The organism is Streptomyces naganishii JCM 4654 (assembly GCF_014650575.1).
Taxonomy (GTDB): Bacteria; Actinomycetota; Actinomycetes; order Streptomycetales; family Streptomycetaceae; genus Streptomyces; species Streptomyces naganishii.
In genome coordinates this window covers 330,907-356,945 of sequence record NZ_BMVF01000005.1, presented here as the reverse complement: position 1 = coordinate 356,945, position 26,039 = coordinate 330,907, and the positions used below count along the sequence as shown (strand labels likewise).

The following is a 26,039-nucleotide window of genomic DNA, read 5'->3' as shown; positions in this document are numbered from 1 at the left end:
CGGCGGGGGGCGAAGTCCCACAACAGCGTGTGCGAGACCATGCGTTCGAGGTTGGCGCGGGGTCGGCCGTCCGCCGCGGACGGGTAAGCACTAGGCTGGAACTCAAGTGACGCGCCTGATCACTGTGAGTGTGCGCGATGGAGTGGCGACGATGAGCCCGGTGTATCCGTTCGACGACGCCGCAACGGCACGGGCCGCCGTCGACGACCACGGCGTCCTCGTGGAGTGGAACGAGGGCGCGCGCCGGCTGCTCGGCTGGGAGCCCGGGGAGGTCCTCGGCAGGCCGGCGGCCGAGCTGATGGCCGGGCCGGGCCTCCGGCTGCCCGGTGACCCCCGCTGGCACGGCAGTCTCACGCTCCGCCACCGCGACGGGCACGAGGTCACCGTCTGGGCCCTGGTCCACCACCGGCGCCCGGAGGACGGCGGCGGCCGGCTCCTGGTCACACCCCTTGAGGGCGGCACGCCCCCCGACCCGGACGACCCCCTCTCCCGTGCCGTGCTCCTCCAGTCCCCGTGCGCCGTGGCGATCTACGACGCCCGGCTGCGCCTGCACGCCGTGAACGACGCCATGGCCGAGGTGATCGGCGCGCCCGGGGAGCGGCTGCGTGGCCTGCGGGTGTCCGAGATCGGCGGCCGGCGCGACAGCGAGGACATCGAGGCACAGATGCACCGCGTCCTCACCACCGGCGTCGGCCACGACGTGCGGACGTACGTCCCGATAGGCGGCGCCGGACGGATGAGCGCCTGGCTGGCCCGCATGTCCCCGATCACCGACGCGCGGGGGCGGGTGTGCGGGGTGTGCCTGGCCGCCCACGACTTCACCGAGCAGTACCGGGCCCGCGAGCGGCTGCAACTGGTGAACGAGGCGAGCGTGCGCATCGGCACCACCCTCGACGTCACCCGTACGGCGCAGGAACTCGCCGACGTGTGCGTGCCGTCGCTCGCCGACTTCGTCAGCGTCGACCTGCTGGAACCGCGGGAACGCACCGGCGAGCCCTTCACCGGCCCGCCCGGGGCGCCGGTGACCCTGCGCCGCGCCGCCCACCGCTCCGTCCACCGGGGCGAGCCGGAGGCGGTCACCCTGCCCGGGCGCAGCGAGGTCTACCCGGCCACCTCGCCCCAGGGCGCGTCCCTGCTGGCGGGCCAGTCGGTCGTGGTCACCCAGGAGTCGGGCGACCTGGAGAAATGGCTGTCCTGGGACCCCGCGCGCAGCCTGCTCGCCCAGCGGCTGGGCATCCACTCCACGATGTCGGTGCCGATCCGGGCCCGGGGCACCACCCTGGGCGTCGCCGTCTTCACCCGCTTCGAACAGCCCGCGCCCTTCCTCCCCGACGACGTGCTGCTGGCCGAGGAGGTCACGGCGCGGGCCGCCGTGTGCATCGACAACGCCCGCCGCTACTCGCGCGAGCGGGAGACCGCGCTCGCCCTCCAGCGCAGCCTGCTGCCGCGCAGCCTGCCGCACACGGCCGCCCTGGACGCGGCCTCCCGCTACCTCCCCGCGGCGCACACCGGGGTGGGCGGCGACTGGTTCGACGTGATCCCGCTGTCCGGGATGCGGGTCGCCATGGTCGTCGGGGACGTCATCGGGCGCGGCGTGCAGGCGTCGGCGACCATGGGCCGGCTGCGCACCGCCGTGCGCACCCTCGCCGACATCGACCTCGCCCCGGACGAGCTGCTCACCCACCTCGACGACCTGGTCGTACGGATGTCCGCGGAGGCCGGCACCGAGAGCGCCTCGGGGGCGCTCGGCGCGACCTGCCTCTACGCCGTGTACGACCCGGTGTCCCGGCGCTGCACGCTCGCCCGCGCCGGCCATCCCTCCCCGGTGCTGCTCCCGCCCGACGGGCCGCCCCGCCGCGTGGACCTGCCCTCCGGTCCCCCGCTGGGCGTGGGCGGGCTGCCCTTCGAGTGCGCGGAGATCGATCTGCGCGAGGGCAGCGTGCTGTCGTTCTACACCGACGGGCTGCTCGAGGGCCGCGAGCGGGACGTGGAGGCGGGGCACCGGCTGCTGTGCGAGGCGCTGGCCGACCGCACCGGCTCGTTGGAGGAGACCTGCGACCGCGTGCTCGGGGCGCTGCTGCCGGCCGGCGGCTCCGCCGACGACGTGGCCCTGCTGCTGGCCCGCACCCGGGGCCTGCCCGCCTCCCAGGTGGCGACCTGGGACATCCCCGCCGACCCCGCGCTGGTCGCGCCGATCCGCAAGCAGGTCGTCGACCAGCTGGACGACTGGGGCATGGCCGAGTCGGCGTTCACCGCCGAGCTGGTGGTGAGCGAGCTGGTCACCAACGCGATCCGGTACGGCATCCCGCCCATCCGGCTCCGGCTGATCCACGACGACGCGCATCTGATCTGCGAGGTGTCCGACACCAGCCACACCGCCCCGCACCTGCGCCGCGCCAAGACCTGGGACGAGGGCGGCCGCGGGCTGCTGCTGGTCGCCCAGCTCACCCGGCGCTGGGGCAGCCGGCACACCACCGAGGGCAAGACGATCTGGTCGGAGCTGGACCTGCTCACCGACGAGGAGTGAGGGGACGAGGGGACTCGGCTGGACGTGTCCGGGCTCAGGACGCGTCGGTCAGCCAGGGCCGCACCTGGCGGCGCGCCTCGTGCAGCCGGGACTTGAGCGTGCCGAGCGGGATGCCGATCCGCTCGGCGGCCTCGGCGTACTCCAGCCGGCAGATGTCCCGGTACACCAGCGGCGCCACCAGGTGCGGGTGCTCGCGCTCCAGCCGCTCCAGCGCCTCCAGGAGGTCCACGCGCGAGCCGGCGATGACGCTGGTGGTGCGCGGGTCGATCTGCTGCGCGGGCTCGATCGCGGCGGGCCGCTCGGCCGCGCGGCGCCTGAGCTCGCGGTACTTCTGCCGGCAGCAGTTGGCGACGACCGTGTGCAGCCAGGTGCTGAACCGGCTGCGGCCCTCGAAGGTGGTGATCCTGCGCGCGAGCTGGAGCAGCACGTCCTGCGCGGCCTCCTCGGCGTCCTCCCGGCAGGGCAGGAAGCGCCCGCAGCGGCGGACCACCTCGGGCCGCACCTCGTGCAGCAGTTCCTCCAGCGCCGTGCCGTCACCGGCGGCGGCCCGGCGGGCGAGGTCCTCGGTCAGCGCCGCGTCCACGACGAGGGTCCCCCTCCGAGTCGATCTCAGACAGGCATCATAGTCGTATGCCCTCCCTCGAGCGGATCGGCCGCTACCGCCTCGAACGGCGCCTGGGAACGGGCGCGTTCGGCACCGTGTGGCTCGCCCACGACGACGTGCTCGACGCCCCGGTCGCCGTCAAGGTACTCGCCGAGAACTGGGCGCACCGCCTCGACGTCCGCGAGCGGTTCCTGTCCGAGGCGCGGCTGCTGCGCAAGGCCGGCTCACCGCGCGTGGTCCAGGTCTACGACATCGGTGAACTGCCGGACGGCAGGCCCTACTTCGTCATGGAGTACGCCGACGGCGGCACGCTCGCCGACCTGTGCGACGGCGCCGGTGTGCTGCCGGTGCCCCAGGCGCTGCGGCTGACCGCGCAGGCCGCCCGGTCCGCGCACGCCCTGCACGAGGCGGGCATCGTGCACCGGGACGTCAAGCCGGGCAACGTGCTGCTGCGCACCGCCCCGGACGGCACCCGCCGGGTGCTGCTCGCCGACCTGGGACTTGCCAAGAGCCTCGCGGAGGCGTCAGGGCTCACCCTGGCCGCCGGTTCGGCCGGGTACCGGGCGCCCGAGCAGGCGCGGGCCGGCGCGGGCATCGACGCGCGCGCCGACGTCTACGGCCTGGGCGCGGTCGGCTACCGGCTGGTGACGGGCACGGTCCCCGCCGCGCCCGGCGAGGTCGTACCGCCCGGACGGCTGCGCCCGGGCCTCGACCCGGCGGTCGAGCGGGCCCTGATGCGGGCCCTGGCCCCGGACCGCGACCATCGGCCGCCCGACGCGGGCACGTTCGCGGACGAGCTCGAGGCTCTGGCCGAGGGCCACCGTCCCACGGCCTTGTCCCGGGCCGCCCGTAACCGGGTCCGCCTCCGCCTGCCCCGGGGCCGTCCCGGCCGGTCCCAGGACCCCGGCACCCGGTCCCTGGACCGCACGGACCAAGCCCCGGCCCCCGCAGACCGGGCCGGCCGGGACGCGGAGCGCGCGGGCCGGGACACGGACCGCGCGGGCGGTCCCGTGGACCGACGCGGCCGGTTCCCGGAGCCCACCGGCCGGGACGCGGGTCGCAGGCGGGCGCTCGGTCTGGTCGCCGTCGCCGTCGCCGTCGCGGGCGGGATCGTCGCCGGTGGTGTGGGGATCACGGCGGCGTTGTGGCCGGGCGGGTCCGACGGGGTCGCGGTCCGGGACGGCACGGGGCGGATCGCGGTACGGGTGCCGGACGGCTGGGCGCGTCAGCTGCGCGGCTCCGGCTGGGATCCGCGGGCGCTGGGCCTGCCCGGCGGGCACGAGCCCGGGCTCGCCGTGGCCGACGATCTGGCGCGCTGGCAGGACCTCGGCGCGGCGGCGCGCGGTGTGTTCGCGGGGCTGAGCGAGCACGGTGACGTCACGGCCCGCGTGAACGCCCTCGCGCACCCCGGCTGCCACTACGACGGCGCCCGCGCCTGGACGGGCCCGCGCTGGCACGGCCGTATCCGCGCCTGGAGCGGCTGCCCGGACGGCGGCCGGCTCACCGAGACCGCGCTCGTCCCGGCCGGGGGCGCCGCGCGGCCTCAGGTGTACGTGCAGATCCGGCAGTTCGACGGCGACGACGCGACCGATCACATACTCCGCTCCCTGCGGGTCACCTGACCCGTACGGGTGAACGGGGGCCGGTGCGGGGCGGGAAGAAATCCCCGGAGGATTCCGCGACGGCCGTGAACTTTCCGCGCAGCCGGTGCATCGGACACTCATGACGGCGCACCAGGCGCCGGACGCACGCGCCACCGCGTGCGACGCGACCACCAGGAGTGTGGAACATGGCGCATCCGTCCCTTCCGGTGAACCGGGCCGCCCTGCTCGCGGGCGCGGCCGCCGTACTGGGCCTGCTGACCGCCTGCGGCAACGGCGGCGCCGCGAGCCCCCCGCAGCACGTGTCGGGCACCGCCGCACCGGCCTCCGGCGGTACGACGGCGAGCGGGAGCGCGAGCTCCGCCCCCGGCGACGGCACCGCACAGGGCAGTACGGCCCCGGGCTCCTCCCCCGCGACGACCCGCGCGGGCGGCACCACCGCCGGCACGAACCCCGGCACCGGTGCGGGCAGCGGTGCCGGCGGCCGGTGCCACACCTCGCAGCTCAAGGCGTCCGTGGGCCGCAACGACCCGGGCGCCGGGCAGGAGAACTTTCCCGTGGTCCTCACCAACGTCTCGGGCCGCACCTGCACCGTGCGCGGCTACCCGGGCGCCGCCTTCGTGGACGCCTCCGGCAAGCAGCTCGGCCCCGACCCGAAGCGCTCCGCGGGCACACCCACGACGGTCAACCTGAAGCCCGGCCGCAGCGCCTGGGCGGGCCTGACGTTCTCCAACCCCGGCGTGAGCGGCGCGAAGACGGCGACGCCCGCCGCGCTGATCGTCACCCCGCCGGACGAACGCGACCACCTCACCGTCCCGTGGCAGGCGGGCCCGGTCCCGGTCGGCGGCAACGCCTCCTCGGTGTTCCTGACCGTCCTCAGCCCCGGCACCGCGCCCTGAGCCGGGGCGCCCTCCACGGCGCGGCGCGGATCAGCCGCTTTCCGGTCCGTGCGGCACGTTTGCTTTGATGGGCGGGCACCAGCCCACCCCGCCCCGAGGACCGCGCCCTGAACGCACCGTTCGCCGAGACCCTCTCGGCCGTCCTGCTCGTCGCCGTGCTCGCCTGGGCCGTCGTCCGCCCCTTCGGATGGCCCGAGGCGGTCATGGCCGTACCCGCCGCCGGCGTCGCCGTCGCCACCGGTGCGATCTCCCTCGACCACGCCCGCGCGGAGGCCGAACGGCTCGGACCGGTCGTCGGCTTCCTGGCCGCCGTCCTCGTCCTCGCACACTTCTGCGACGTCGAGGGTCTGTTCCAGGCGTGCGGGGCGTGGACGGCCCGCTGGGCGGGCGGCCGTCCGGTGCGGCTGCTGACCGCGGTGTTCGCACTCGCCTCCGCGATCACGGCCGTACTCAGCCTGGACGCCACCATCGTGCTGCTGACCCCGGTCGTCTTCGCCACCGCGGCCCGGACCGGAGTACGGCCCAAACCGCACGTGTACGCGTGCACGCATCTGTCGAACACGGCCTCGCTGCTGCTGCCGGTCTCCAACCTCACCAACCTGCTGGCGTTCGCGGCCAGCGGGCTGAGCTTCACCCGGTTCGCCGCGCTGATGGCGCTGCCGTGGCTGGTGGCGATCGGCGCAGAGTACGTGGTCTTCCGCCGCTTCTTCGCCCGCGACCTGGCCGCGGCCGCCCCGTCCCGGAGCGCCGGGGAGCCGCCCGCGCTCCCGCTGTTCGCGCTGGTCACGGTGGGCTGCACGCTCGCCGGGTTCGTCGTCACCTCCACGTTCGGCATCGACCCGGCCTGGGCCGCGTTCGCGGGGGCGCTGGTGCTGGCCGGGCGCGCGCTGGTGCGGCGGCGGGCGACCCCGCTGTCGGTGGTGCGGGCCGCCGCGCCGGCCTTCCTGGCGTTCGTGCTCGCCCTCGGCATCGTCGTGCGGGCCGTGGTGGACAACGGCCTCGCGAGCGCGCTCGGGCACGTGCTGCCCGGCGGGGGTTCGCTGCCCGCGCTGCTCGGCGTGGCCGCGCTGGCCGCCGTACTCGCCAACATGATCAACAACCTGCCGGCGGTGCTGGTCCTGCTGCCGCTGGCCGCGCCCGCCGGACCTGGCTCGGTCCTCGCCGTCCTGCTCGGCGTCAACATCGGCCCGAACCTCACCTACGCCGGCTCGCTGGCGACCCTGCTGTGGCGGCGCATCGTGCACCAGCACGAACACGGCGTGGACCTCAAGGAGTTCACCCGGCTCGGCCTGATCGCCGTGCCCGCCTCCCTGGTGCCCGCGGTGGTGGCACTGTGGGGGGCGCTCCAGGTTCTGTGAGACCGACCGGACCGCCCACGGCTCGAGGAGGCCGACCGATGCGTGTGATCGCCTGGCTGGTGGAGGGCACCTGGCCCGCCTGCGTGGACGCCGTACGCACCCATGCGCCCGACGCGTCCGAGGTGGTGCTGCTGCACGTGAGCGGGCCGGAGGTGCCCGGTGTGGCGCACGGCGCGTTCGCCGGGCTGCTGGGGCGTGGGCATCCCGAGCGCGATCCCGGGGACCTGCTGGAGGACCTCGGGGGCGCGTCGGCGGCGGAACTGCTCGACGCGGCGGCCGAGCGGCTGGAACGGCCGTGCACGCGGCTGGAGCGGACCGGGCGGGCCGAGCGCGAGGTGGTGGCGGCCGCCGGAGACGCCGATCTGCTGGTGCTGGCCCGGGACGGCGACCGCGACCGGCTAGGGCCGCGCAGCCTCGGGCCGGCCGTGCGGTTCGCCGTGGACCACGCGCCGTGCCCGGTGCTGCTGGTGTGGCCGGAGGCCGCCCCTGCCCTCACCACGCTGCCTCCGCCGCCGCCCGCCCATCCGGCACGTCCGGGGCACCACGGGCGTCCCGCGCCGCCCCGGCCTCCGGAGCCACCGGTGCCGTTGGAGCCGCCGCGGTCGCAGGGGCCTCCGCGACCGCCGGAGCCGCCCGAGCCGCCCCGGCCTCCGGAGCCGCCCGAGCCGCCCCGGTAGCCGTGACGCCGGTCAGCGTCCGCCGTAGCCGCCCCCGCCGCCCCAGTGGACGTCGCCCCGCTGGTGGTCCCAGTGGTGCTGCCCGTCGCCCCCGCACCAGTACCGGTCGGCGTCGCAGCTGACGCTGGGATCGGGGGGCGTCGTGGCGGTCGTCGCACCCGCGGCCGGGTCCGGCGTCGCCGAGGGCTTCCCCGTGCTCGACGGCCCGGGGGTGGCGGAGGACGTGCCCGTGGGACGGGCCGAAGTGCCGCCGTCCGCGTCCCAGTTGACCACCTCCATCTGGAGGTCGGGCTGGGACGCGTCGATTGTCCAGCGCTGGGTGTCGCTCTTGGCGCGGGTCTTCAGTACGAGGGTGCCGGCTCCGTCGGTCGCGGCCGGGGTGAGGGCCAGGTCCTGGTCGAAGCGGGGCACGAGCGTGCCCTGGAGCGTGAAGTCGTAGCGGATGTACTTGCCGGCCGGCTCGGAGGCGGCCACGCAGGGAGCGAGCTGCACCGAGTAGCCGAGGTGGGAGTCGAGGCAGAGGCCGGGGTCGGCGCCGCTGCGCAGCAGCCCGTCGGCCTCGTACACCCACTGCTGGCCGGGCGTGCCCGAACACTTCGCCAGCTCGGTCTCGGCGCCCGCCACGACCTTTCCGCCGGTCACGCCGACGCACAGCCCCGAGGCGACGTTGTGCAGCCGCCCGCGCAGGGTGCCCTTGCCGGGCGCGCCGGTTCCGGTCCGGGCGGGCCCGGACGGCCGGGCGCCGGAGCCGGGCGCCTCGGAGGGCTGGCCGCCGGCGCGCGGCGCGGTGCCGTCCCCGGAGCCGAGGACCGCCCACAGGACGAGCGGCAGTACGACCAGTCCGCTCACCGTCGCCACGGCGATGGCGAGGTTGCGCTGCCGCGCGGTCCGCCGCGCCGCCCGCTTGGCCGACCGCCCCTCGGCGGCACGGGGCCCGGTGGCCGTGTCGGCCTTCCGCGCCACCCCGCGCCGCATGGCGGCGGCGGCTTCCGCACGCCCCCGCGGGAACCGCCTCTCACCGTCCCCGGCCGACGCGGCGCGCGTCGCGGGAGTGCCGCCCGGGCCGGTGAACGCGGAGGCGAAGGACTCGGAAGCAGAGGACGCGGAGGCGAAGGAGCCGGAGGCAGCGGACGTCTGGGCGGAGGAAGTCGGGGCAGAGGGCGTGGGCGCGGAGGAGGTGGGCCCGGAGGCCTCCGAGAAGAAGTCCTCGCCCCCGATCGGACCACCGCCCACCGCGTCGGCCCGCGCACCGAACGGATCCGGCAACGCGTCCGCACCCGCACCCGGAGAACCGGCCCACCCGGGCTCGCCGTCCCCCGCGAACGCCTCACCCGCGCCCGCCGGACCCGGTGTCCCGTTCGCCCACCCCTGCCCCTTGGCGGGCGCGCCCGGCGCTTCGACCCCGGGCCTTCGCCGGCCGGGCACGGATGCCTCGCCTCCTGACCGCGCCGCGCGCGGAGCGAAACCGAAGAAGTCACCGCCCGCTGCCGCGCCGAAGGGGCCGCCGGTGGGTGCCGGCTCATGGGCGGCGGCGGGCCCGGTGGCCGCGCCTCCCGTCGGTGCCACCTGGCCGAGGCCACCGGCGGCTGCCGCCTCGCGGGGGACGGTGCCGGCAGGCTCAGCGCCGCCGACCGCCGGCCCCTGGCGAGGGACCGTGCCCGAGAGGCCCGCGCCGGCGGTCGCCCCCTGGCCAGGAGCCGTGCCCGAGGGGCCGCCACCCACCGCCGCTCCCCGGCCGGGAACCGTGGCCGAAGGACCGCCGCCGGTGGTCGCCGGCCCGCCGGGGACCGTGCCCGGAAGGTCGCCCGCGGCCGCCGCTCGACGGGATGCCGGGCGCGCTCTTCTCCTGCCGGGTGCCGGGCCCGCACCGCGGCCGGCGGGCGGAGCGGCCTCCGGGCGGGCCGGAGTTGGCTCCGCCGGCCGCTCGGGCGTCCGCTCGGCGGCCGCCGCCGCGAGGCGCGCGTTACGGTACGGCACCGCGCCCCAGCCGAGGACGCCCTCGGCCAGCGCGGTGCCGAGGTCGCCGTTGAACTGGGCGAGCTGGTCGGCGGTGTAGCGGCAGTGCTTGCACCCGGCCAGGTGCCCGCGCAGATCGGGGTCGATGCCGACCCCCTCGCGCCGGTAGGTGACGTCCAGCAGCCGGAAGTAGCGCAGGCAGTCCTGGTCCGGCGCGACTTCGCGGTGCACCTGGAGGCACTCCTCGCGCAACCGATCCCGCGCGCGCCGGAGTTCGAGGCGCGCGCCCTCCTCGTCGAGACCGAGCAGCGCGGCCGGGACCGTGAGGGGCTCGGCCTCGACCTCGGCGTGCCACAGCAGCGCGCGGGCCGCCTGCGGCAGCCGCTGGAACGCCCGGGAGAGCAGCCGCCGGTCGGTGGGCGGCAGCAGCCGCGCGGCGATCGGCTCGCCGTCGCCGGCCGCGGCCCGCAGCAGGTCCGGGTGGAGCATCTCCTGCCGGTGGTCGGCGCTCCACTCCGCCGCTATGCGCCGTACGGTGACGAGGAGTTGGGGCCGCCACGCGGCCGTGGGACCGGACTGTCTGATGGACGCGCCGAACAGTCGGGTGAAGGCGGCGGTGGTGAGCATGCCCGCGGGGTGCGGACCGTCGGTGCACAGCCGGGCGTAGGCGTACGCGGCCTCCCAGTGCCGGTCGAGCAGCTCGCCGACCGGGTGGACGGCGGGCGAGGCGCCGGTCCACTTGCGCAGTTCGGCGCTCAGTTGCTCGTCGGTGATACCGAAGGAGCGGGGCGGCCTGGGGGAATTCGACATGCCTGGGTCGTTCACGGCTGCATTCCTCCATACGCACCGCGGATTTTGATCCGTACCAAGAGTGGGGGGTGTCGGCACCTCGAACGTCCACCGCACAGAGGGAAGATCCATTTCTGTACGCCGACAGCGCACACCTTCGCACAGGTCACCGGGAGCAACAAGGGATCACACTCATCCGCGCCCGGTGCCCGGCGCGCACCCGCCCGTTGACGAATTGTCAATTCGCTTCGGGCGGGTGCGGGGAACCCGCGCAGGGAACGGCCGTGGTGAATTGGTGCGCCGTTTCCGGCAGACGGGAGATGCGAGGAGATCAAGGAGATCCGAGGAGATCCGGGGAGAACCGAAAAGACTCAGTGCCCGCTGACGGGGTGCGGCTCGTAGGGGCGCTCGAGTTCCTCGATCTCCTTCTCGCTCAGCCGGAGTTCGACGGCGGCCACGGCGTCCTCGAGGTGGCCCGCCCTGGACGCGCCGACGATCGGGGACGTCACCGTGTCCTGGTGCAGCAGCCAGGCGAGGGCCACCTGGGCGCGCGGCACCCGGCGCTCGGCGGCGATGCGCGTGACGGCTTCGACGACCGCGCGGTCGCCCTCCGGGTAGAGGGTGCTGCCGAAGGCGTCGGTGGCGCTGCGCCCGGTGGCCGTGTCCCAGTCGCGGGTGAGGCGGCCGCGGGCCAGCGGGCTCCAGGGCAGCACGCCGACGCCCTGGTCGGCGCACAGGGGCAGCATCTCGCGCTCCTCCTCGCGGTAGAGGAGGTTGTAGTGGTTCTGCATGGACACGAACCGGGTCCAGCCGTTCAGCCGCGCGGTGTACTGGGCCTTGGAGAACTGCCAGGCGTACATCGAACTGGCGCCGATGTAGCGGGCCTTGCCCGCCTTGACCACGTCGTGCAGGGCCTCCATGGTCTCCTCGACGGGGGTGTGGGGGTCCCAGCGGTGGATCTGGTAGAGGTCGACGTGGTCGGTGCCCAGGCGGCGCAGGCTGTTGTCGATCTCGGTCATGATCGCCCTGCGCGAGAGCCCGGCGCCGTTGGGCCCGGGCCGCATCCGGCCGTGCACCTTGGTGGCCAGCACGATCTCGTCGCGGCGGGCGAAGTCGCGCAGCGCGCGGCCGACGATCTCCTCGCTGGTGCCGTCGGAGTAGACGTTGGCGGTGTCGAAGAAGTTGATGCCCGCCTCGAGGGCCTGGCGGATGAGCGGGCGCGACGCCTCCTCGTCGAGGGTCCACTCGTGGTTGCCGCGGCCGGGCACGCCGTAGGTCATGCAGCCCAGACAGATCCGCGACACGTCCAGGCCCGTCGAACCGAGCTTCACGTACTGCATCGTTGCTGCTCCTGCCTCGAAGGTGGGGAGTTGCCGCTCCCGAGCGTATGCCGTCGATCACCGGGGGCGGCCGCCGGCGTGGCGCGTCCGCCGTCGCTGCCCGCAGGTGACCGACCGGCGCGGAAGCATCCACCGTCGCTGCCCGCAGGTGACCGACCGGCGCCGGAGCATCCACCGTCGCTGCCCGCAGGTGACCGACCGGCGCCGGAGCATCCACCGTCGCTGCCCGCAGGTGACCGACCGGCGCCGGAGCATCCGCCCTCGCCGCCCGCAGGTGACCGACCGGCGCGGGAGCATCCGCCGTTGCTGCCCGCAGGTGACCGACCGGCGTGGGAGCGGCCGGCCGGCCGCCGCGGTCACGCATCCTCGGGGCGGACGGCCGGCGCGGGGCCGGCCGCTGCCGTACGGGAGGAACGCGGTGCGAACACGTCTGGCCACCCTCCGGACCCTGATGGGGACGGCCGTGCTGCCGCTCGCCCTGGTGACGCCCGCCTGGGGCCGGCCCGACCCGCCCAGGTCGGTCCAGGAGGTGCCCGCCACGCTGTGCGCCCCGGCGGGTGTGCTGCGCGGCGCCGGGCACCAGTGGGCGTCGGTCAGCCTGTGCACGGGCGTCGGCACGCCGGTGATGGCGGTGTTCGCGGCGGCGCTGTGCGGGTATCCCGCCACGAAGGTGCGCTACGCCTGCCGTACCTGGGGCACCTGGACGGCCGCCCGGGACGGCGCGACGGTGGCCTCCGGCACGCTGCCGGGGCCCGGCGAGTACCCCGGCCCGGGCACGTACGAGGTCAGGGCCGAGGTGCGGGTGCGGTCCGCGCCGCCGCGCGTGGAGCTGAACGGCACGGTCCGCGCCACCCTGACCCTGACCGCGCCCACGGCCACCGCGCCCTCCGGGCCGCGGGCTCTCGGTTAGGGTCTTTCGTCTGGATCAGGCCGGATCAGAGAGCGGGGTCTGGTGCCGTGCATCGCAAGGCGGAGGAGGGCGTCATGGCGGAGCCATGGCAACCGACGACAACGCCGCGAGGCGCGGTGCCGGAGCCCGCGAGCCCGGCATGATCCAGACGAGGGGCCCCTAGCCGGCCGGGAAGGGTTCGAGCAGGTCCAGTGCCCGGGCCCAGCCGAAGTCCGGGCGAGTGCCGTCCGCGGCCGGCTCCGCGGTGTACGGCTCGCCGAAGCGCACGCCCATCCCGCGCAGCCGGGCCAGGCTCTCCTGGTAGGCGGGGTGGGCGGCCAGGGCGCCGCCCACGCACGGCAGGACGGCGACCGGGACGCCGAGGCCGTAGGACTCGCACAGGGTGGCCAGGGCGAGGGTGTCGGCGGTGCCGGCGGCCCACTTGTTGACGGTGTTGAAGGTGGCGGGGGCGACGACCACGGCGTCGGGCGGCGGGAAGGGGCGCGGGTCGCCGGGGGTGCGCCAGGCGGACCGGATGGAACGGCCGGTGCGCGCCTCGACGGCGGCGGTGTCGAAGAAGCCGCCCATGGCGACCGGCGTCGCGATGACCCCGACCCGCCAGCCGCGCCCCTGCGCGGCGGCGATCAGCTCGTCCACGCCGGCGGCGATGCCGGCGGCGCAGACGACGACGTAGAGGAAGGGTTCCGGAGCCGGTTCGGTCATCCGGGCACCCTACTGAACGCCCGCCGGGCTCAGCGCAGCGGGAAGGTCCGTCCGCGCTCGGCCTGGGGGCGCGGCCCGTGGATGCGGCGCTCGCCCTCCTCGATCGGCACGTCGTTGATGCTGGCCTCGCGCCGGGTCATCAGGCCGTGCTCGTCGAACTCCCACAGCTCGTTGCCGTACGAGCGCCACCACTGGCCGCGGACGTCCCGGGACTCGTACTGGAACCGCACGGCGATGCGGTCGCCCTCGAAGGCCCACAGGTCCTTGCGCAGCGCGTAGTCCAGCTCCCGCTCCCACTTGGCCGTGAGGAACGCGACGATCTCGGCGCGGCCGGTGACGAAGGTGTCCCGGTTGCGCCAGAGGGAGTCCTCGGAGTAGGCGAGGGCGACCTTGTGGGGGTCGCGGGTGTTCCAGGCGTCCTCGGCGGCCTGGACCTTCTGTGCGGCGCTCTCCCGGGTGAAGGGCGGCAGGGGCGGGCGGTCCTCGGGCATCGGTCCTCCTGACGGGCCGTCGACGGCGTTGCGGGGAAGTCGCCTGCCAACGTACCGACAGCCGGGGCCCGGTTCCGGGGGGCTCACGTGCTCGTGGCGAGCGTCTTCGCCGCCTGCTCGGCCGCGGCGTGGGAGGCCGCGGCGCGCTGTTCCAGACCGGCCAGGTGGGGAAGTACGTCCACGCGGGTGAGTTCGGCGGCCACGGCGTGGAAGCGGTCGGGTGCGACGCCGAGGTTGATGAAGTAGGCCCTCAGATATGGGGTCTGGAAGTCGCACGCCTCCCTCGGGGTGCCGGGGCCGTAGGCGCCGCCGCGGGCCATGAGCGCGACCACGCGGGTGTCGCGCAGCAGGCTCTCTCCCGAGTCGGGGTCCTTGAACGCGCCCGGGAAGGTCACCCGGTCGATCCACGCCTTGAGGGCGGCGGGCACGCAGAGGTTGTACATCGGCACCCCGAGCAGGAGGGTGTGCGCGGCCCGCAGTTCGGTGATCAGGGGCAGGGTCAGGTCCCACTCGCGCCGCTCGGCGGCGGTCCCGATCAGGGCGGGCACCTTGGCCGGGGGCACGAAGCCCTCGCGCTCGACCCGCCGGCCCAGGAGGGTGTACGCGGCGGTCAGCGGGGGCACCGGCGCGGCGGCCAGGTCACGGCGGCGGTACTCGCCGGCGGGGTGCGCCGCCTTCCACGTACGGGTGAAGAGGGCTGTCAGACGGCGGGTCACCGAGTCGGCGGTGGCGTCTGCGCTGGAGTCGATGTGAAGGAGCAGCATCGGAAGGTCACCTCGGTCGTGTGCGGTTCGTCAGTGAGGTGACGGAACACGGCACGGAAAGGTGACCCATGCGCCCCAGCGACCGCGACGACCCCACGGCCCCCGGCCCCTCCTCCCCCGCCGGCGAGGAACTGGCCCGGCGCTTCGAGGAGCGGCGCGGGCATCTGCGGGCGGTGGCGTACCGGATGCTGGGCTCGCTCAGCGAGGCGGACGACGCCGTGCAGGAGACGTGGCTGCGGCTCGGGCGGACCGGGGCGGACGGCATCGGCAACCTGTCCGGGTGGCTGACGACCGTGCTCTCCCGGGTGTGCCTGGACATGCTGCGCTCGCGCAGGGCCCGGCGCGAGGAGCCGTACGGCGACGACTGGCCCGAGGGAGTGGGCGGGCGGGAGGCCGGTCCCGAGGACGAGGCGGAGCTGGCCGAGTCGGTGGGCCTGGCGCTGCTGGTGGTGCTGGACACGCTGAGCCCGCCGGAGCGGGTCGCCTTCGTGCTGCACGACCTGTTCGCCGTGCCGTTCGACCGGATCGCGGCCGTGGTGGACCGCTCGCAGCCGGCCGCGAAGAAGCTGGCCAGCCGGGCCCGGGCGAAGGTGCGCGGCACGCCCGTGGTGCCGGGCGCGGAGCTGGAGGGGCACCGGCGGGTCGTGGAGGCGTTCCTCGCGGCCGCCCGGGGCGGCGACCTGGGCGCGCTGCTGGACGTGCTGGCGCCGGACGTGGTGCGCCGGGCCGACCCCGCCGCCCTGCCGGCCGGGGTGCCGGCGGAGCTGCGCGGGGCGCGGGCGGTCGCCGAGGGCACGGTCGTGCTCCGGGACCGCGCCCGGTTCGCCGCGGTGGCGCTCGTGGACGGCCGCGCGGGGGTGGTGGTCGCCCCGCGCGGGCGGCTGGTGTTCGCCCTGCGGGTCGCCGTGGAGGGCGGGCGGGTCGTCTCCTACGAGGTGGTCGCCGCCCCGGAGCGCCTGCGCCGCCTGCCGCTGGGCCTGCTGGACCCACCCGGGGCGGAAGGCGGCGCATAAGGGGCGGGCGGCGGTCTCACACCGCCGTTTCGGAGACCTTGATGGCGCCGACCGGGCAGGCCCGCGCGGCCTCCCGAACCATCGGGTCGCCGCCGCCGTCCTCCCGGCCGGGCAGCAGGCTGCTGTAGCCCTCGTCGTCCTGGGTGAACACGCCCGGGGCGGCCAGGGCGCACTGCCCGGCGCCGATGCAGAGATCCGTGTCGATGTCGATGTGCATGACGGCAGCCTCTTACCAGGTCACGGGGAGTTCCAGCATCCCCTGGATCGTGTCGCCGGGTTTGAAGGGGATCTCCTCGGGCGGGACGGCCAGGCGCAGCCCGGGCAGCCGTGTGACGAGGGTGCCGAGGGCGATCTCCAGTTCGGCGCGGGCGAGGTTCTGGCCGAGGCACTGGTGGATGCCGAATCCGAAGGCGACGTGGTGGCGGGCCGGGCGGTGGAGGTCGAGGGTGTCGGGGGCGGGGTAGACGTCCTGGTCGCGGTTGATGAGCGAGGTCGAGAAGAGCACGGCGTCGCCGGCGCGGATCGTGGTCCCGGCGACCTCGATGTCCTCGGTGGCCAGCCGCAGCAGTCCGTCCGCGATGGACAGCATCCGCATCAGCTCGTCCACGGCGGCGGGCAGCAGCGCGGGGTCGGCGCGCAGCTCGGCCAGCCGTCCGGGGTGCCGCAGCAGGGTGTAGGTGCCCAGCGAGATCATGTTGGCGGTGGTCTCGTGCCCGGCGACCAGCAGGATGATGGCGAGCGCGACCAGTTCGGCTCGGTTTGGGCGCCCTTCGTTCGTCCGCCGCCGGACCAGTTCGTCCAGCAGGCCGTCGCCGTCCCCGGCGGCCTTGCGGTCGATCAGGTCGCCCAGGTACTCCTCCAGGCGGTCCCGCGCGCCCTGGGTGTCGTCGGCGGTCGGGCCGCGCAGCAGCCGCCGTGACTGTTCCTCGAAGAACTCGTGGTCGGCGTAGGGCACTCCGAGCAGTTCGCAGATCACCATGGAGGGCACCGGCAGCGCGAACGCCCCGACCAGTTCGGCGGGCGGCCCCTGGGCGGTCATGGCGTCGAGGAGGCCGTCGACGATCCGCTGGATGCGGGGGCGCAGCGCGGTGGCCCGTTTCAGGGTGAAGTTGGGGATCATCATGCGCCGCTGAGCGCGGTGTTCGGGGTCGTCGACGCCCAGCAGCGCGGTCCTGCGCTTGCGGACGGCGGCGAAGCGGGCCGTGGTCGCCGGGAAGCCGTCACGGGTGCGGTCGCTGGACAGGCGCGCGTCGGCGAGCAGTTCGCGGGCCACGGCGTGTCCGGTGACCATCCAGGCGGGGCGGCCGTCGTAGAGGGTGACGCGGGTCAGCGGCCGGGCGGCGCGCAGGGGGTCGTAGCCGGCGGGCGGGTGGTAGGGGCAGGTGCGGTCCTGCGGGAAGGCGACGGGTGCGGACAGTGCGGTCGGTTCCGTCATGGAAGACCTCGCAGACGAAGGGTGCGTCGTGCCGATCTTCATTAGATGCCCGAGGCACCTATGGTGCGACGAGAAGTTCGGCCAGATCGGTCACCTGCGGGAACTGGCTGGGAAGCGTCTGTTCCGGGGCGAAATCCGGTTGCCGTGGCCGGCTCGCGGGCCGCAGGATCCGGTCATGCCCGCGATCGTCGTACCCGTGCCGCCGCTGTCCGCCGCCGCCCTTCCGGCCGCGCGCCGACAGCGGGCCGGCCGTCCGGAGGGGGCCGGTCCGCCGCCGCGGTCATGACGGCCGCGCTCGTCGCGGGCCTGCTCGCGGGCTACGGCATCGCCGTGCCCGTGGGCGCCGTCGGCACCTACCTGGTCTCCCTCACCGCGCGCACGTCCCTGCGGACCGGCGGCTGCGCCGCGCTCGGCGTGGCCACCGCGGACGGGCTCTACGCCGCGCTGGCCACGCTCGGGGGTTCCGCGGCAGCCGCCGCGCTGCGGCCGGTCATGGGGCCGCTGCGCTGGGCCTCGGTGCTGGTGCTGGCCGGTCTCGCGGCGCACGGCGCGGTCACCGCCGTGCGGCGGTACCGCGCGGGGCACCGCCTCGCCACCGCCGCGCAGCCGCCCCCGCCGAGCCCGTCCCGGGCCTACCTGGGGCTGCTCGGGATCACTCTGCTCAACCCCACCACGGTCGTCTACTTCGCCGCCCTGGTCCTCGGCGCCCGTGCCACGGGATCCGTACCGGCCCTGGAGCAGGCGGTGTTCGTGCTGGCCGCCCTGGCCGCGTCCGCGAGCTGGCAACTGCTGCTCGCGGCGGGCGGCGCCCTGCTCGGCCGTGCCCTGACCGGCCGCCGGGGCCGGCTCGGGACGGCCCTCGCCTCCAGCGCCGTGATGGCGGTACTGGCGGTGCGGATGCTGCTGACGCCGGGCGGGTGAGGACGTACGGACAGGGGGTGCGAGGTGGCGTGCGCGCGGGGGCGGCGACGGCGTCCGCGTGCGGGTGCCCGCGTCGTCCATCGTCGTGGAACTGGCCCGATACACCCATCCGTCGAGCACCCGAAGGCGCCGGAATCCTTCGAACGCGGCGCGCGGCGGCGTGGCCCGGGCGTGGCTGGTGGGATACGCGGGGCGTGGAGCGGTAGGGATGATGCGTGCGTGCACCGGTGTTGAACGCCGGTGCACGACCGGTCACCGAACGCGAGGAAGGGACGGACGCCATGCCGCTCGAGGGCGAGTACGAGCCGAGCACGGCCCAGTGGGTGCGCGACCAGGTGGAGCTCTACGAGAGCTCCGGCGGTACCAAGGGCACCACGCTGATGGACACGGGGATGCCCGTCATCCTGCTCACCACGCGGGGCGCGCGGAGCGGGAAGATCCGCAAGACGCCGCTGATGCGGGTGGAGCACGGCGGGCGCTACGCCGTGGTGGCCTCGCAGGGCGGTGCGCCCAAGCACCCCTTCTGGTACTTCAACCTCAAGGCGGACCCTCGCGTCGAGCTCCAGGACGGGCCGCGCAAGCAGGACATGACGGCGCGTGAGGTCACCGGCGAGGAGAAGGCTCAGTGGTGGGAGCGGGCCGTCGCCGCCTACCCGCCCTACGCCGAGTACCAGGAGAAGACCTCACGGGAGATCCCGGTCTTCGTGCTGGAGCCCGTCGAGGGGCACTGAGCCCGCGGGACTTCGGCCCGCCTTCGGGACCCCGGGGGGCTACGGGCCTCGGACTCCCGGGCCTTCGGGCTCCCGGACCTCCGGGCTCCTGGACCTTCGGGCTCCTGGACCTTCGGGCTTCCGGGCCTTCGGGGCCGGCCCGAGGGAATTCCGGGCCGTGAGGCATGAACCCCGGAGGCCCGGGCACCCGGACCTCAGGCCTCGCCGCGTTCCCCCGTCGCGGCGGGGCTTTCCTGTGCCTCCTCCGCCGGGCGGTCGGTCACGTCGAGGAAGATCTGGTCCGTCTCCGGCACGGTGCGGGCGATGGAGCGCTTGATGCGCACGGCGACCTCCTCGACCCGCTCGCTGTCCAGGCCGGGCGCGAGGTCGATGCGGGCGGCCACCAGCACCGAGTCCAGGCCCATCTTCATCGTGAACAGCGCCTCCACGCTGTCGATCTCCGGCTGGGCCTGGAGCAGACTGCGGATGCGGCCGCTCAGCTCCGGATCGGCGGCCTCCCCGATGAGCTGGTCGCGGGCGTCCCGGCCGAGGCGGTAGGCGACGTAGACGAGCAGCGCGCCGATGGCGAGCGAGGCCGACGCCTCCCAGACGACCTGCCCGGTGACCATGTGCAGGGCCATGCCGATGAGGGCGAGGGTGACGCCGAGCACCGCGGTGCCGTCCTCGGCGACGACCGTGCGCAGCGCGGGATCGCGCAGGCCGCCCTTGGCGCCGCCCTGCCGGCGCACCTGGTGCAGCGCCCGCAGCAACGAGAGCCCCTCGGCGAGGAGGGCCACCCCGAGCACGATCAGCCCGGCGACGTAGCCGCCGTGCGTCTCCTGCTCGTCGCTGCGCAGCGCCTGGACGCCCTGGAAGAAGGAGAAGCAACCGCCCATGACGAAGATCCCGACGGCGGCGAGCAGCGACCAGAAGAACCGCTCCTTGCCGTAGCCGAACGGGTGACGCCGGTCGGCGGGGCGGCGGCTGCGCCGCAACGCGGCCAGCAGGAACACCTCGTTGAAGCTGTCGGCCACGGAGTGGGCCGCTTCCGACAGCAGCGCCGGCGAGTGCGCGACCAGGCCTCCGACGGCCTTGGCGACCGCGATCACCAGGTTCGCCGCGAGTGCCACCAGGACGGTGACACGCGTCTTGCGGTCGGGAGCGTGAGACCGCGCCCGCCCGTTCGTACGATGATCCGGATACCCGCCCGATGTGCCGCCCACTTTCGCCGGATGCCCCCGGCCGGGACGGCTCACACAGTGCCGCCGGCCGATTCCGGGGAACGCGTTCACCAGGACACCCGTGCGGCACCCCTACAGCAGGAGGACCCATGAGCGAGGGGCGCGAGGGCAACAGCGCCTACGGCCACAAGGCCTTCAAGCGGTCCCGGAGCCACTTCGCGGACCGGATCACCGCCGACGGCCGGGACGGCTGGCCGGTGGAGGCGGGGCGCTACCGGCTGGTGGTCAGCCGCGCCTGCCCGTGGGCGAGCCGGGCGCTGGTCGCGCGGCGGCTGCTCGGCCTGGAGGACGCGCTGTCGCTGGCCGTGACCGATCCCATCCAGGACGACCGCAGCTGGCGCTTCACCCTGGACCCGGACGGCCGCGACCCGGTCCTCGGCATCCGCTTCCTCAGCGAGGCCTACGACAAGCGGGAGACGGGCTATCCGGGCGGGGTGAGCGTGCCGGCCGTCGTCGACGTGCCCAGCGGCAGGCTGGTCACCAACGACTTCCAGCAGATCACCCTGGACCTCGCCACCGAGTGGACCGCGCTGCACCGGCCGGGCGCGCCCGACCTGTACCCCAAGGAGCGGCGCGACGAGATCGACACGGTGATGGCGGAGGTCTACCAGGACGTCAACAACGGCGTCTACCGGGCCGGCTTCGCCACCGGCCAGCGGGAGTACGAGCAGGCGTGCACCGGGGTGTTCCGGCGGCTGGAGCTGCTGGCCGCCCGGCTGGCCGGGCAGCGCTACCTCGTCGGCGACACGATCACCGAGGCGGACATCAGGCTGTTCACCACGCTGGTCCGTTTCGACGCCGTGTATCACGGTCACTTCAAGTGCAACCGCTGGAAGCTGGCGGAGAACCCCGTGCTGTGGGCATACACCCGCGATCTGTTCCAGACGCCCGGCTTCGGCGACACGGTCGACTTCGACCACATCAAGCGGCACTACTACCAGGTGCACACCGGCATCAACCCGACCGGCATCGTGCCCCTCGGCCCGGACCTGTCCGGGTGGCTGACGCCGCATCACCGCGAGGAACTCGGCGGCCGCCCCTTCGGCGACGGCACGCCGCCGGGGCCGGTGCGGGCCGGCGAGGAGGTCCCGCCGCAGGGCCGCCCCTGACCGGCGGATCAGCCACGCGGACCAGCCCCGTAGAAATCACCCAGAGGAGGAGAACCAGGTGGCCAAGAAGAAGCACAAGCTCCCGCTCGCCTACCAGCCCGTCGGATTCGTGCTGGGGTGGGCCGGCGGCGCGCTGGCCGGCATGGCGTTCCGCGCCACGTGGAAGGCCATCCGGCACGAGGACGACGCCCCCGACGCGCTGGACCAGGACCGCCGCTGGGGCGAGATCCTGCTGGCGGCGGCGGTCCAGGGCGCCATCTTCGCCGTGGTCCGCAGCGCCGTCGACCGAGCGGGTGCCAAGGCCGTCGAGCGCTCCACGGGAGTGTGGCCCACGAAGGAGAAGGGCGGCCGCGACTAGACCCCGGCGGGGAGCCGGCGCAGTCGGCTCCCCGGCGCCCGCTCCCCCGCCGTACGCCCCCGGCCGGGCCGCCCTCAGCGTGCCGTCTGGAACGTGCGCCGGTAGGCCTGCGGTGAGACGCCGATCGCCGCCTGAAGGTGCTGGCGCAGCGACGCGCCGGTGGCGAAGCCCACCTCGGCCGCGATCTGGTCCACCGTCAGGTCACTGGACTCCAGCAGGTCGCGGGCCCGCGCCACCCGCTGCTGGATCAGCCAGCGGCCGGGGCTGAGGCCCACCTCGTCGTTGAAGCGGCGCGCGAAGGTGCGCAGGCTCATCCGGGCGTGGGCGGCGAGCCCGGCGAGGGTGAGCGGCTCGCCGAGGCGTTCCAGGGCCCAGGCGCGGGTCGCGGCGGTGCTCGCGGCGCTGTACTCGGGCACCGGCCGCACGATGTACTGGGCCTGCCCGCCCTCCCGGAAGGGCGGCACCACGCAGCAGCGGGCCACGAAGTTGGCCACCGCGCTGCCGTGGTCCTGGCGCACGAGGTGCAGGCAGATGTCGACGCCGGAGGCGGCGCCGGCCGAGGTGAGGAAGCGGCCGTCCTCGACGAACAGCACGTCCGGGTCGAGGGTGACGCGCGGGAAGGCGCGCCGGAAGCGCTCGGCCACGTGCCAGTGGGTGGTGGCCCGGCGTCCGTCGAGCAGTCCGGCCGCCGCCAGCACGAAGGCGCCCGTGCAGATGGAGACCACCCGCGCGTGCGCGGGGATGCGGGCGAGGGCGGCGGCGACCGGTTCGGGCAGCCGCTCGGGGATGCGGTCCTCCGGCATCGAGGTGATGATCACCGTGTCCGCCGTGCCGATCACCTCGGGCCCGTGCTCCACGGTCACGGAGAAGTCCGCGTTGGTACGTACGGGGCGGCCGTCGACCGTACAGGTCAGCACCTCGTAGCGGCCGCGGGCCGCGCCGAGGATGCGGCTGGGGATGCCGAGTTCGAAGGGGTAGACGCCGTCGAGGGCCAGGACGACGACCCGTTCCACACGCTGCATGGCACGATCTTATCGAAGGTTGGCAATCATGCCATTTCCCCGACGCGCGCTCCCGGGCAGGCTGGTTCACCATGAGCGATGTGAAGACGATGCGCGCGATCGGCCAGGACGTCCTCGGCGGTCCCGAGGTGCTGAAGGAAATCGAACTCGAGCGGCCCGAGCCGCGTGCCAACGAGGTGCTGGTCCGGGTGCGGGCCGCCGGAGTGAACCCCACCGACTGGAAGCACCGGGCCACCGGCGGCTTCCTGGGTCAGCCGCCCTTCGTGCTGGGCTGGGACGTCTCCGGGGTCGTCGAGGCCGTGGGCATCGGGGTGGCCGAGTTCAAGCCCGGTGACGAGGTGTTCGGCATGCTGTCGTACCCCTTCGGGCACGGCTCGCACGCCGAGTACGTCACCGCCCCGGCCCGCACCTTCGCGCTGAAGCCCGCCGGGATCGACCACGTCCAGGCGGGCGCGCTGCCGTTGGTGTCCCTGACCGCCTGGCAGGCGCTGGTGGAGCGGGCGGAACTGCGGCCCGGGCAGCGGGTGCTGATCCACGCGGCGGCCGGCGGCGTCGGCCATGTGGCCGTGCAGATCGCCAAGGCGCACGGCGCGTACGTCATCGGCACGGCGAGCGAGGGCAAGCACGACTTCCTGCGCGGCATCGGTGTGGACGAGGCGGTGGACTACCGCACGACGGACTTCGCCGAGGCGGTCCGGGACGCGGACGTGGTGCTGGACACGATCGGCGGTGACACGTCCCTGCGCTCGCTGCGGGTGCTGCGCCCCGGCGGGCTGCTGGTGTCGATCCTGCCGGTGGGCTCGGACGAGCTGTACCGGGAGGCGGAGCGGCTCGGCGTGCGGGCGATCCGGATGCTCGTCGACGCCGACCACCACGGCATGCGGGAGATCGCGGGGCTCGTGGAGGCGGGGAAGCTGAGCGCGACGATCGCGGGGACCTTCCCGCTGGCCGAGGCGGCCAGGGCGCACGAGCTCGGCGACACCGGCCGCACCACGGGCAAGCTGGTGCTGGTGGTCGACTGACGGCCGAAAGGACGACGTCCGTGACGGGCCCGGCGCCCGTCACGGACCGTAGTGTGCCCAGCCCGTCCCGCAGATCACCCGAGCGTCGGCCTCAATTCGAAGACATATGTCAATCGAACATGCTGGAATTCACTCCCAGGAGGGTAACTTGCAGGGCGGGGAAGGGTGTTGCAGCCGCTGACCCGAGAACCCGCCGCAGAAGCAGCCGGTTGGAGGCGATGTCGTCGTGCCGCAGGAGCCTGCGCCGCTCACCCGGCATCTGCGCATCCGCCGGGAGCGCGGTCACACCGTGCTGGAGCTGCGCGGGGAGATCGACATCGCGGCGGCGGTGCAGATCGTGCCGTACCTGGACCGGGTGACCGCACGGCCCGGCGCCCGGGTGGTGATCGACCTCAGCGGGGTGGAGTTCTTCGACTGCTCCGGGCTGCGCCTGCTCTACCGGGCCCGCGGCCGCCTCCTCGGCCAGGACGGGGAGCTGCGCCTGGTGTGCACGCACCCGCTGACCCTGCGCATCCTGAAGGTCACCGGCCTCGCCCGGCTGCTGCCCCCGCAGCCCACGCTGGACGCGGCCCTGGAGCAGCCCGAGGCGACCTCCGGCTCCCTCTGAACCGGCCTTCCGGTACGGACCGCCCGGACCGTCACTCACCGCGCGGCGCGTCGAACAGGGCGCTCACCGACTCGCCGTTGTGGATGCGCCGCACGGCCTCGGCCAGCGCCGGCGCGATGGACAGGACCCGCAGCTTGTCACCGTGCGCCCGGTACTCCTCGTGGTCCTCCCCCGGCACCGGCACGGTGTTGGTGCACACGATCTCCAGGACGTCCGGCTGCTCGGTCAGCCGCTTCAGCGCGCCCGCCGCGAACAGCCCGTGGGTGCAGGCGATGCGGATGGAGCGCGGCCCCGACTCGCGCAGCCGCTCGAGGAGTTCGAGCACCGTACTGCCCTTGGCGATCTCGTCGTCCAGCACGATCACGTCCCGCCCGGCCACGTCCCCGATGACGGAGCTGATGGTCACCCGGTCGTCGGCGTAGCGCTGTTTGGCGCCGGCGGCCACCTGGGCGCCGATCATCCGGGCGAACGCGGCGGCCTCCTTGGCGTTGCCGAGGTCCGGCGACACCACGGTGGTGCGGCTCAGGTCGTACTGGCCGAAGTGCGCGGCCAGCTCGCGCAGGGCGTGCAGGTGGTCGACGGGCACCGAGAAGAAGCCGTGCACCTGCGGCGCGTGCAGCGTCATGGCCAGCACGCGGCCCGCGCCCGCCGCCGTCAGCAGGTCGGCCACCAGCCGCCCGCCCAGCGAGATGCGCGGGGCGTCCTTCTTGTCGGAGCGCGCGTAGGAGTAGTGAGGCATCACGACGGTGATGCGCCCGGCGGAGGCGCCGCGCGCCGCGTCGCACATCAGCAGCAGCTCGACCAGGTGCTCCTGCACCGGCTTGACCAGCGGCTGGATGAGGAAGACGTCCCGCTCGCGGCAGTTGGCCTGGAGCTGCACCTCCAGGCAGTCGTTGGCGAAACGGCTGACCCGGGTGGGGCTGAGCGGCACACCGAGGTGTGCGCAGACCTCGGCCGCGAGGCCGGGATGGGCGCTGCCGCTGAACACCGCGATGTCTCGCACGATCCGTACGCTCCCCGCATGATCGTTTGTGCTGCCGCGCTCATGCTACTGACCGCGGCCCCGCCGGGCGCGGCACCGGGCGCGGAACGCGCCAGACGGCCCGGCGGCGGCCGCCGTGCGCCCCGGGCGCGCCCTGTGCCGCCGGTCCGCCGGTGTCCGCGTTCAACCAAGCGGTCTGGTACGGGATTTGGCGGGCATCCGCAGTCGTAGGAAGGAGGAGCCCGCATGACGACTTCCCTCGGGCGACAGCCCCGGCGCATGCCCGGCTGGGCGAAGGCGGTGACCGCCGTCGTGCTGGTGCTCGCGGTGCTGTTCGCCGGGATCCGGCTGGCCGTGCTGCCGGGCATCAAGGACCTGTTCGGCACCGAGACGCACGACCGCTCCGGGCCCGCGCTGCTGAAGTCCATCCAGGACCTGAGCCGCTACGACGCCGCCTCCGGCAACTTCCAGGTCGTGGTGGACCTGGAGAAGGACTCCAAGTACCTGCCGGACGCCATCCGGGGCACCCGCACCCTCTACGTCGGGGCCGGCACCGTGGACGCCTACGTCGACCTCGGACGGGTCGGCCAGGGGGACGTGACGGTGAACGGCGACCGCACCTCGGCCACGCTCCGGCTGCCGCACGCGCGCCTGGGCAAGGCGGCCCTGGACGCCGACCACTCGTACGCCGTCTCCAAGCAGCGCGGGCTGCTCGACCGCCTCGGCGACCTGTTCTCGGACAACCCCAACAGCGAGCACGCGGTGCAGCAGCTCGCCGTGCGGCACATCGCGGACGCCGCCAAGGGCAGCGGGCTCACCGCGCGGGCCGAGACCAACACCGCCGGCATGCTCCAGGGGCTGCTGAGCTCCCTCGGCTTCAAGGAGGTCCACGTCTCCTTCGGCGCCTGAGCTCCCGCGGCGCCGGAGCGGCCGTGTACGGCCGTTATAACGGCTAACACAATGAGGTGGCCGAGCCGTGGTATCCGTGTCTGGACGGCGAG

At 74.7% G+C, this 26,039-nt stretch carries 24 protein-coding genes and 2 pseudogenes; 14 read left to right on the top strand and 12 right to left on the bottom strand.

The genetic code is table 11. The features are described 5' to 3' along the window. Window positions 1-151 precede the first annotated feature (151 nt). On the top strand, window positions 152-2,527 hold the full coding sequence (locus IE217_RS11860) for a SpoIIE family protein phosphatase (protein ID WP_190177747.1): 2,376 nt from the start codon (window positions 152-154) through the stop codon (window positions 2,525-2,527). Between the two features lie 34 nt (window positions 2,528-2,561). On the opposite strand, the gene IE217_RS11855 is transcribed toward IE217_RS11860, so the two are convergent. Next, entirely contained in the window at window positions 2,562-3,110 is a 549-nt protein-coding gene (locus IE217_RS11855; protein WP_229865214.1) for an RNA polymerase sigma factor, read from the bottom strand. A gap of 47 nt (window positions 3,111-3,157) precedes the next feature. On the opposite strand from IE217_RS11855, the gene IE217_RS11850 reads away from it, so the two are divergent. The 4 genes and pseudogenes from IE217_RS11850 to IE217_RS11835 all read left to right on the top strand — a co-directional run. Next, complete coding sequence (locus IE217_RS11850; RefSeq protein WP_190177746.1) at window positions 3,158-4,753, top strand: serine/threonine-protein kinase; 1,596 nt, start codon at window positions 3,158-3,160, stop codon at window positions 4,751-4,753. A 167-nt stretch (window positions 4,754-4,920) separates the two neighbouring features. Further along, a complete protein-coding gene (locus IE217_RS11845; protein WP_190177745.1) occupies window positions 4,921-5,631 on the top strand; it encodes a DUF4232 domain-containing protein in 711 nt (236 codons plus the stop codon). 107 nt (window positions 5,632-5,738) lie between these two features. Beyond that, window positions 5,739-6,989: an arsenic transporter gene (locus tag IE217_RS11840; protein ID WP_190177863.1), complete on the top strand. Its 1,251-nt coding sequence runs from the start codon at window positions 5,739-5,741 to the stop codon at window positions 6,987-6,989. Between the two features lie 38 nt (window positions 6,990-7,027). Further along, window positions 7,028-7,513 (top strand): annotated as a pseudogene (locus IE217_RS11835) (universal stress protein); the annotation flags it as partial. A 165-nt stretch (window positions 7,514-7,678) separates the two neighbouring features. Here IE217_RS11835 and IE217_RS35235 read toward each other — a convergent pair. From IE217_RS35235 to IE217_RS11825, 3 genes and pseudogenes are all read right to left on the bottom strand, one after another. After that, the gene (locus IE217_RS35235; RefSeq protein ID WP_308432719.1) at window positions 7,679-8,641 is read right to left on the bottom strand and encodes an RICIN domain-containing protein; all 963 of its coding nucleotides are present in this window, start codon (window positions 8,639-8,641) and stop codon (window positions 7,679-7,681) included. 552 nt (window positions 8,642-9,193) lie between these two features. After that, window positions 9,194-10,447, bottom strand: a pseudogene (locus IE217_RS35510) (RNA polymerase sigma factor); the annotation flags it as partial. A gap of 335 nt (window positions 10,448-10,782) precedes the next feature. After that, a complete protein-coding gene (locus IE217_RS11825; RefSeq protein WP_190177742.1) occupies window positions 10,783-11,751 on the bottom strand; it encodes an aldo/keto reductase in 969 nt (322 codons plus the stop codon). Between the two features lie 418 nt (window positions 11,752-12,169). Here IE217_RS11825 and IE217_RS11820 point away from each other — a divergent pair, with 418 nt between their 5' ends. Further along, the gene (locus IE217_RS11820) at window positions 12,170-12,661 is read left to right on the top strand and encodes a hypothetical protein (RefSeq protein ID WP_190177741.1); all 492 of its coding nucleotides are present in this window, start codon (window positions 12,170-12,172) and stop codon (window positions 12,659-12,661) included. Between the two features lie 159 nt (window positions 12,662-12,820). Here the strand turns inward: IE217_RS11820 and IE217_RS11815 are convergent, their stop codons facing one another. The 3 genes from IE217_RS11815 to IE217_RS11805 form a co-directional block, all read right to left on the bottom strand. Continuing rightward, window positions 12,821-13,363, bottom strand: coding sequence for a flavoprotein (locus tag IE217_RS11815; protein ID WP_190177740.1), 543 nt, complete (start codon window positions 13,361-13,363; stop codon window positions 12,821-12,823). Window positions 13,364-13,392: 29 nt separating this feature from the next. Further along, a complete protein-coding gene (locus IE217_RS11810; RefSeq protein ID WP_190177739.1) occupies window positions 13,393-13,854 on the bottom strand; it encodes a nuclear transport factor 2 family protein in 462 nt (153 codons plus the stop codon). A gap of 83 nt (window positions 13,855-13,937) precedes the next feature. Further along, window positions 13,938-14,618 (bottom strand): FMN-dependent NADH-azoreductase, encoded by a 681-nt coding sequence (locus IE217_RS11805; RefSeq protein ID WP_190177738.1) that lies wholly within the window; start codon window positions 14,616-14,618, stop codon window positions 13,938-13,940. 68 nt (window positions 14,619-14,686) lie between these two features. On the opposite strand from IE217_RS11805, the gene IE217_RS11800 reads away from it, so the two are divergent. Next, a complete protein-coding gene (locus tag IE217_RS11800) occupies window positions 14,687-15,631 on the top strand; it encodes a sigma-70 family RNA polymerase sigma factor (protein ID WP_190177737.1) in 945 nt (314 codons plus the stop codon). Between the two features lie 16 nt (window positions 15,632-15,647). Here IE217_RS11800 and IE217_RS11795 read toward each other — a convergent pair whose 3' ends face one another. Both IE217_RS11795 and IE217_RS11790 read right to left on the bottom strand, forming a co-directional pair. Beyond that, window positions 15,648-15,848: a ferredoxin gene (locus tag IE217_RS11795; RefSeq protein ID WP_190177736.1), complete on the bottom strand. Its 201-nt coding sequence runs from the start codon at window positions 15,846-15,848 to the stop codon at window positions 15,648-15,650. 12 nt (window positions 15,849-15,860) lie between these two features. Continuing rightward, window positions 15,861-17,066 (bottom strand): cytochrome P450, encoded by a 1,206-nt coding sequence (locus tag IE217_RS11790; RefSeq protein WP_190177735.1) that lies wholly within the window; start codon window positions 17,064-17,066, stop codon window positions 15,861-15,863. A 282-nt stretch (window positions 17,067-17,348) separates the two neighbouring features. On the opposite strand from IE217_RS11790, the gene IE217_RS11785 reads away from it, so the two are divergent. After that, window positions 17,349-17,987 (top strand): LysE family transporter, encoded by a 639-nt coding sequence (locus tag IE217_RS11785; protein ID WP_190177734.1) that lies wholly within the window; start codon window positions 17,349-17,351, stop codon window positions 17,985-17,987. A 281-nt stretch (window positions 17,988-18,268) separates the two neighbouring features. Next, window positions 18,269-18,718, top strand: coding sequence for a nitroreductase family deazaflavin-dependent oxidoreductase (locus IE217_RS11780; protein ID WP_190177733.1), 450 nt, complete (start codon window positions 18,269-18,271; stop codon window positions 18,716-18,718). A 194-nt stretch (window positions 18,719-18,912) separates the two neighbouring features. Here the strand turns inward: IE217_RS11780 and IE217_RS11775 are convergent, their stop codons facing one another. Further along, on the bottom strand, window positions 18,913-19,953 hold the full coding sequence (locus IE217_RS11775; RefSeq protein WP_190177862.1) for a cation diffusion facilitator family transporter: 1,041 nt from the start codon (window positions 19,951-19,953) through the stop codon (window positions 18,913-18,915). Between the two features lie 74 nt (window positions 19,954-20,027). Here IE217_RS11775 and IE217_RS11770 point away from each other — a divergent pair, with 74 nt between their 5' ends. Beyond that, the gene (locus IE217_RS11770; RefSeq protein WP_190177732.1) at window positions 20,028-21,047 is read left to right on the top strand and encodes a glutathione S-transferase family protein; all 1,020 of its coding nucleotides are present in this window, start codon (window positions 20,028-20,030) and stop codon (window positions 21,045-21,047) included. Window positions 21,048-21,105: 58 nt separating this feature from the next. Then, on the top strand, window positions 21,106-21,405 hold the full coding sequence (locus IE217_RS11765) for a DUF4235 domain-containing protein (RefSeq protein ID WP_190177731.1): 300 nt from the start codon (window positions 21,106-21,108) through the stop codon (window positions 21,403-21,405). A 74-nt stretch (window positions 21,406-21,479) separates the two neighbouring features. Here the strand turns inward: IE217_RS11765 and IE217_RS11760 are convergent, their stop codons facing one another. Continuing rightward, window positions 21,480-22,427 carry a GlxA family transcriptional regulator gene (locus IE217_RS11760; RefSeq protein ID WP_190177730.1) on the bottom strand — a complete coding sequence of 316 codons (948 nt, stop codon included), beginning with the start codon at window positions 22,425-22,427 and terminating at the stop codon, window positions 21,480-21,482. Between the two features lie 71 nt (window positions 22,428-22,498). Here IE217_RS11760 and IE217_RS11755 point away from each other — a divergent pair, with 71 nt between their 5' ends. Both IE217_RS11755 and IE217_RS11750 read left to right on the top strand, forming a co-directional pair. After that, window positions 22,499-23,449, top strand: coding sequence for an NADP-dependent oxidoreductase (locus IE217_RS11755; protein WP_190177729.1), 951 nt, complete (start codon window positions 22,499-22,501; stop codon window positions 23,447-23,449). A gap of 226 nt (window positions 23,450-23,675) precedes the next feature. Beyond that, window positions 23,676-24,056 (top strand): anti-sigma factor antagonist, encoded by a 381-nt coding sequence (locus IE217_RS11750; RefSeq protein WP_190177728.1) that lies wholly within the window; start codon window positions 23,676-23,678, stop codon window positions 24,054-24,056. Window positions 24,057-24,087: 31 nt separating this feature from the next. On the opposite strand, the gene IE217_RS11745 is transcribed toward IE217_RS11750, so the two are convergent. Next, entirely contained in the window at window positions 24,088-25,059 is a 972-nt protein-coding gene (locus tag IE217_RS11745) for a ribose-phosphate diphosphokinase (protein WP_190177727.1), read from the bottom strand. A 225-nt stretch (window positions 25,060-25,284) separates the two neighbouring features. Here IE217_RS11745 and IE217_RS11740 point away from each other — a divergent pair, with 225 nt between their 5' ends. Further along, window positions 25,285-25,947: a DUF4230 domain-containing protein gene (locus IE217_RS11740; RefSeq protein ID WP_190177726.1), complete on the top strand. Its 663-nt coding sequence runs from the start codon at window positions 25,285-25,287 to the stop codon at window positions 25,945-25,947. The last annotated feature ends 92 nt before the right edge of the window (window positions 25,948-26,039 follow it).

Excerpts from the sequence above, each read along its gene's own strand:
- IE217_RS11790 (WP_190177735.1), bottom strand. The coding sequence starts at position 17,066 with ATGACGGAACCGACCGCACTGTCCGCACCCGTCGCCTTCCCGCAGGAC.
- IE217_RS11760 (WP_190177730.1), bottom strand. The coding sequence starts at position 22,427 with ATGCAGCGTGTGGAACGGGTCGTCGTCCTGGCCCTCGACGGCGTCTAC.
- IE217_RS11795 (WP_190177736.1), bottom strand. The coding sequence starts at position 15,848 with ATGCACATCGACATCGACACGGATCTCTGCATCGGCGCCGGGCAGTGC.
- IE217_RS11845 (WP_190177745.1), top strand. The coding sequence starts at position 4,921 with ATGGCGCATCCGTCCCTTCCGGTGAACCGGGCCGCCCTGCTCGCGGGC.
- IE217_RS35235 (WP_308432719.1), bottom strand. The coding sequence starts at position 8,641 with ATGCGGCGCGGGGTGGCGCGGAAGGCCGACACGGCCACCGGGCCCCGT.
- IE217_RS11860 (WP_190177747.1), top strand. The coding sequence starts at position 152 with ATGAGCCCGGTGTATCCGTTCGACGACGCCGCAACGGCACGGGCCGCC.
- IE217_RS11810 (WP_190177739.1), bottom strand. The coding sequence starts at position 13,854 with ATGCCCGAGGACCGCCCGCCCCTGCCGCCCTTCACCCGGGAGAGCGCC.
- IE217_RS11805 (WP_190177738.1), bottom strand. The coding sequence starts at position 14,618 with ATGCTGCTCCTTCACATCGACTCCAGCGCAGACGCCACCGCCGACTCG.
- IE217_RS11815 (WP_190177740.1), bottom strand. The coding sequence starts at position 13,363 with ATGACCGAACCGGCTCCGGAACCCTTCCTCTACGTCGTCGTCTGCGCC.
- IE217_RS11785 (WP_190177734.1), top strand. The coding sequence starts at position 17,349 with ATGACGGCCGCGCTCGTCGCGGGCCTGCTCGCGGGCTACGGCATCGCC.
- IE217_RS11770 (WP_190177732.1), top strand. The coding sequence starts at position 20,028 with ATGAGCGAGGGGCGCGAGGGCAACAGCGCCTACGGCCACAAGGCCTTC.
- IE217_RS11825 (WP_190177742.1), bottom strand. The coding sequence starts at position 11,751 with ATGCAGTACGTGAAGCTCGGTTCGACGGGCCTGGACGTGTCGCGGATC.
- IE217_RS11755 (WP_190177729.1), top strand. The coding sequence starts at position 22,499 with ATGAGCGATGTGAAGACGATGCGCGCGATCGGCCAGGACGTCCTCGGC.
- IE217_RS11740 (WP_190177726.1), top strand. The coding sequence starts at position 25,285 with ATGACGACTTCCCTCGGGCGACAGCCCCGGCGCATGCCCGGCTGGGCG.
- IE217_RS11850 (WP_190177746.1), top strand. The coding sequence starts at position 3,158 with ATGCCCTCCCTCGAGCGGATCGGCCGCTACCGCCTCGAACGGCGCCTG.
- IE217_RS11800 (WP_190177737.1), top strand. The coding sequence starts at position 14,687 with ATGCGCCCCAGCGACCGCGACGACCCCACGGCCCCCGGCCCCTCCTCC.
- IE217_RS11780 (WP_190177733.1), top strand. The coding sequence starts at position 18,269 with ATGCCGCTCGAGGGCGAGTACGAGCCGAGCACGGCCCAGTGGGTGCGC.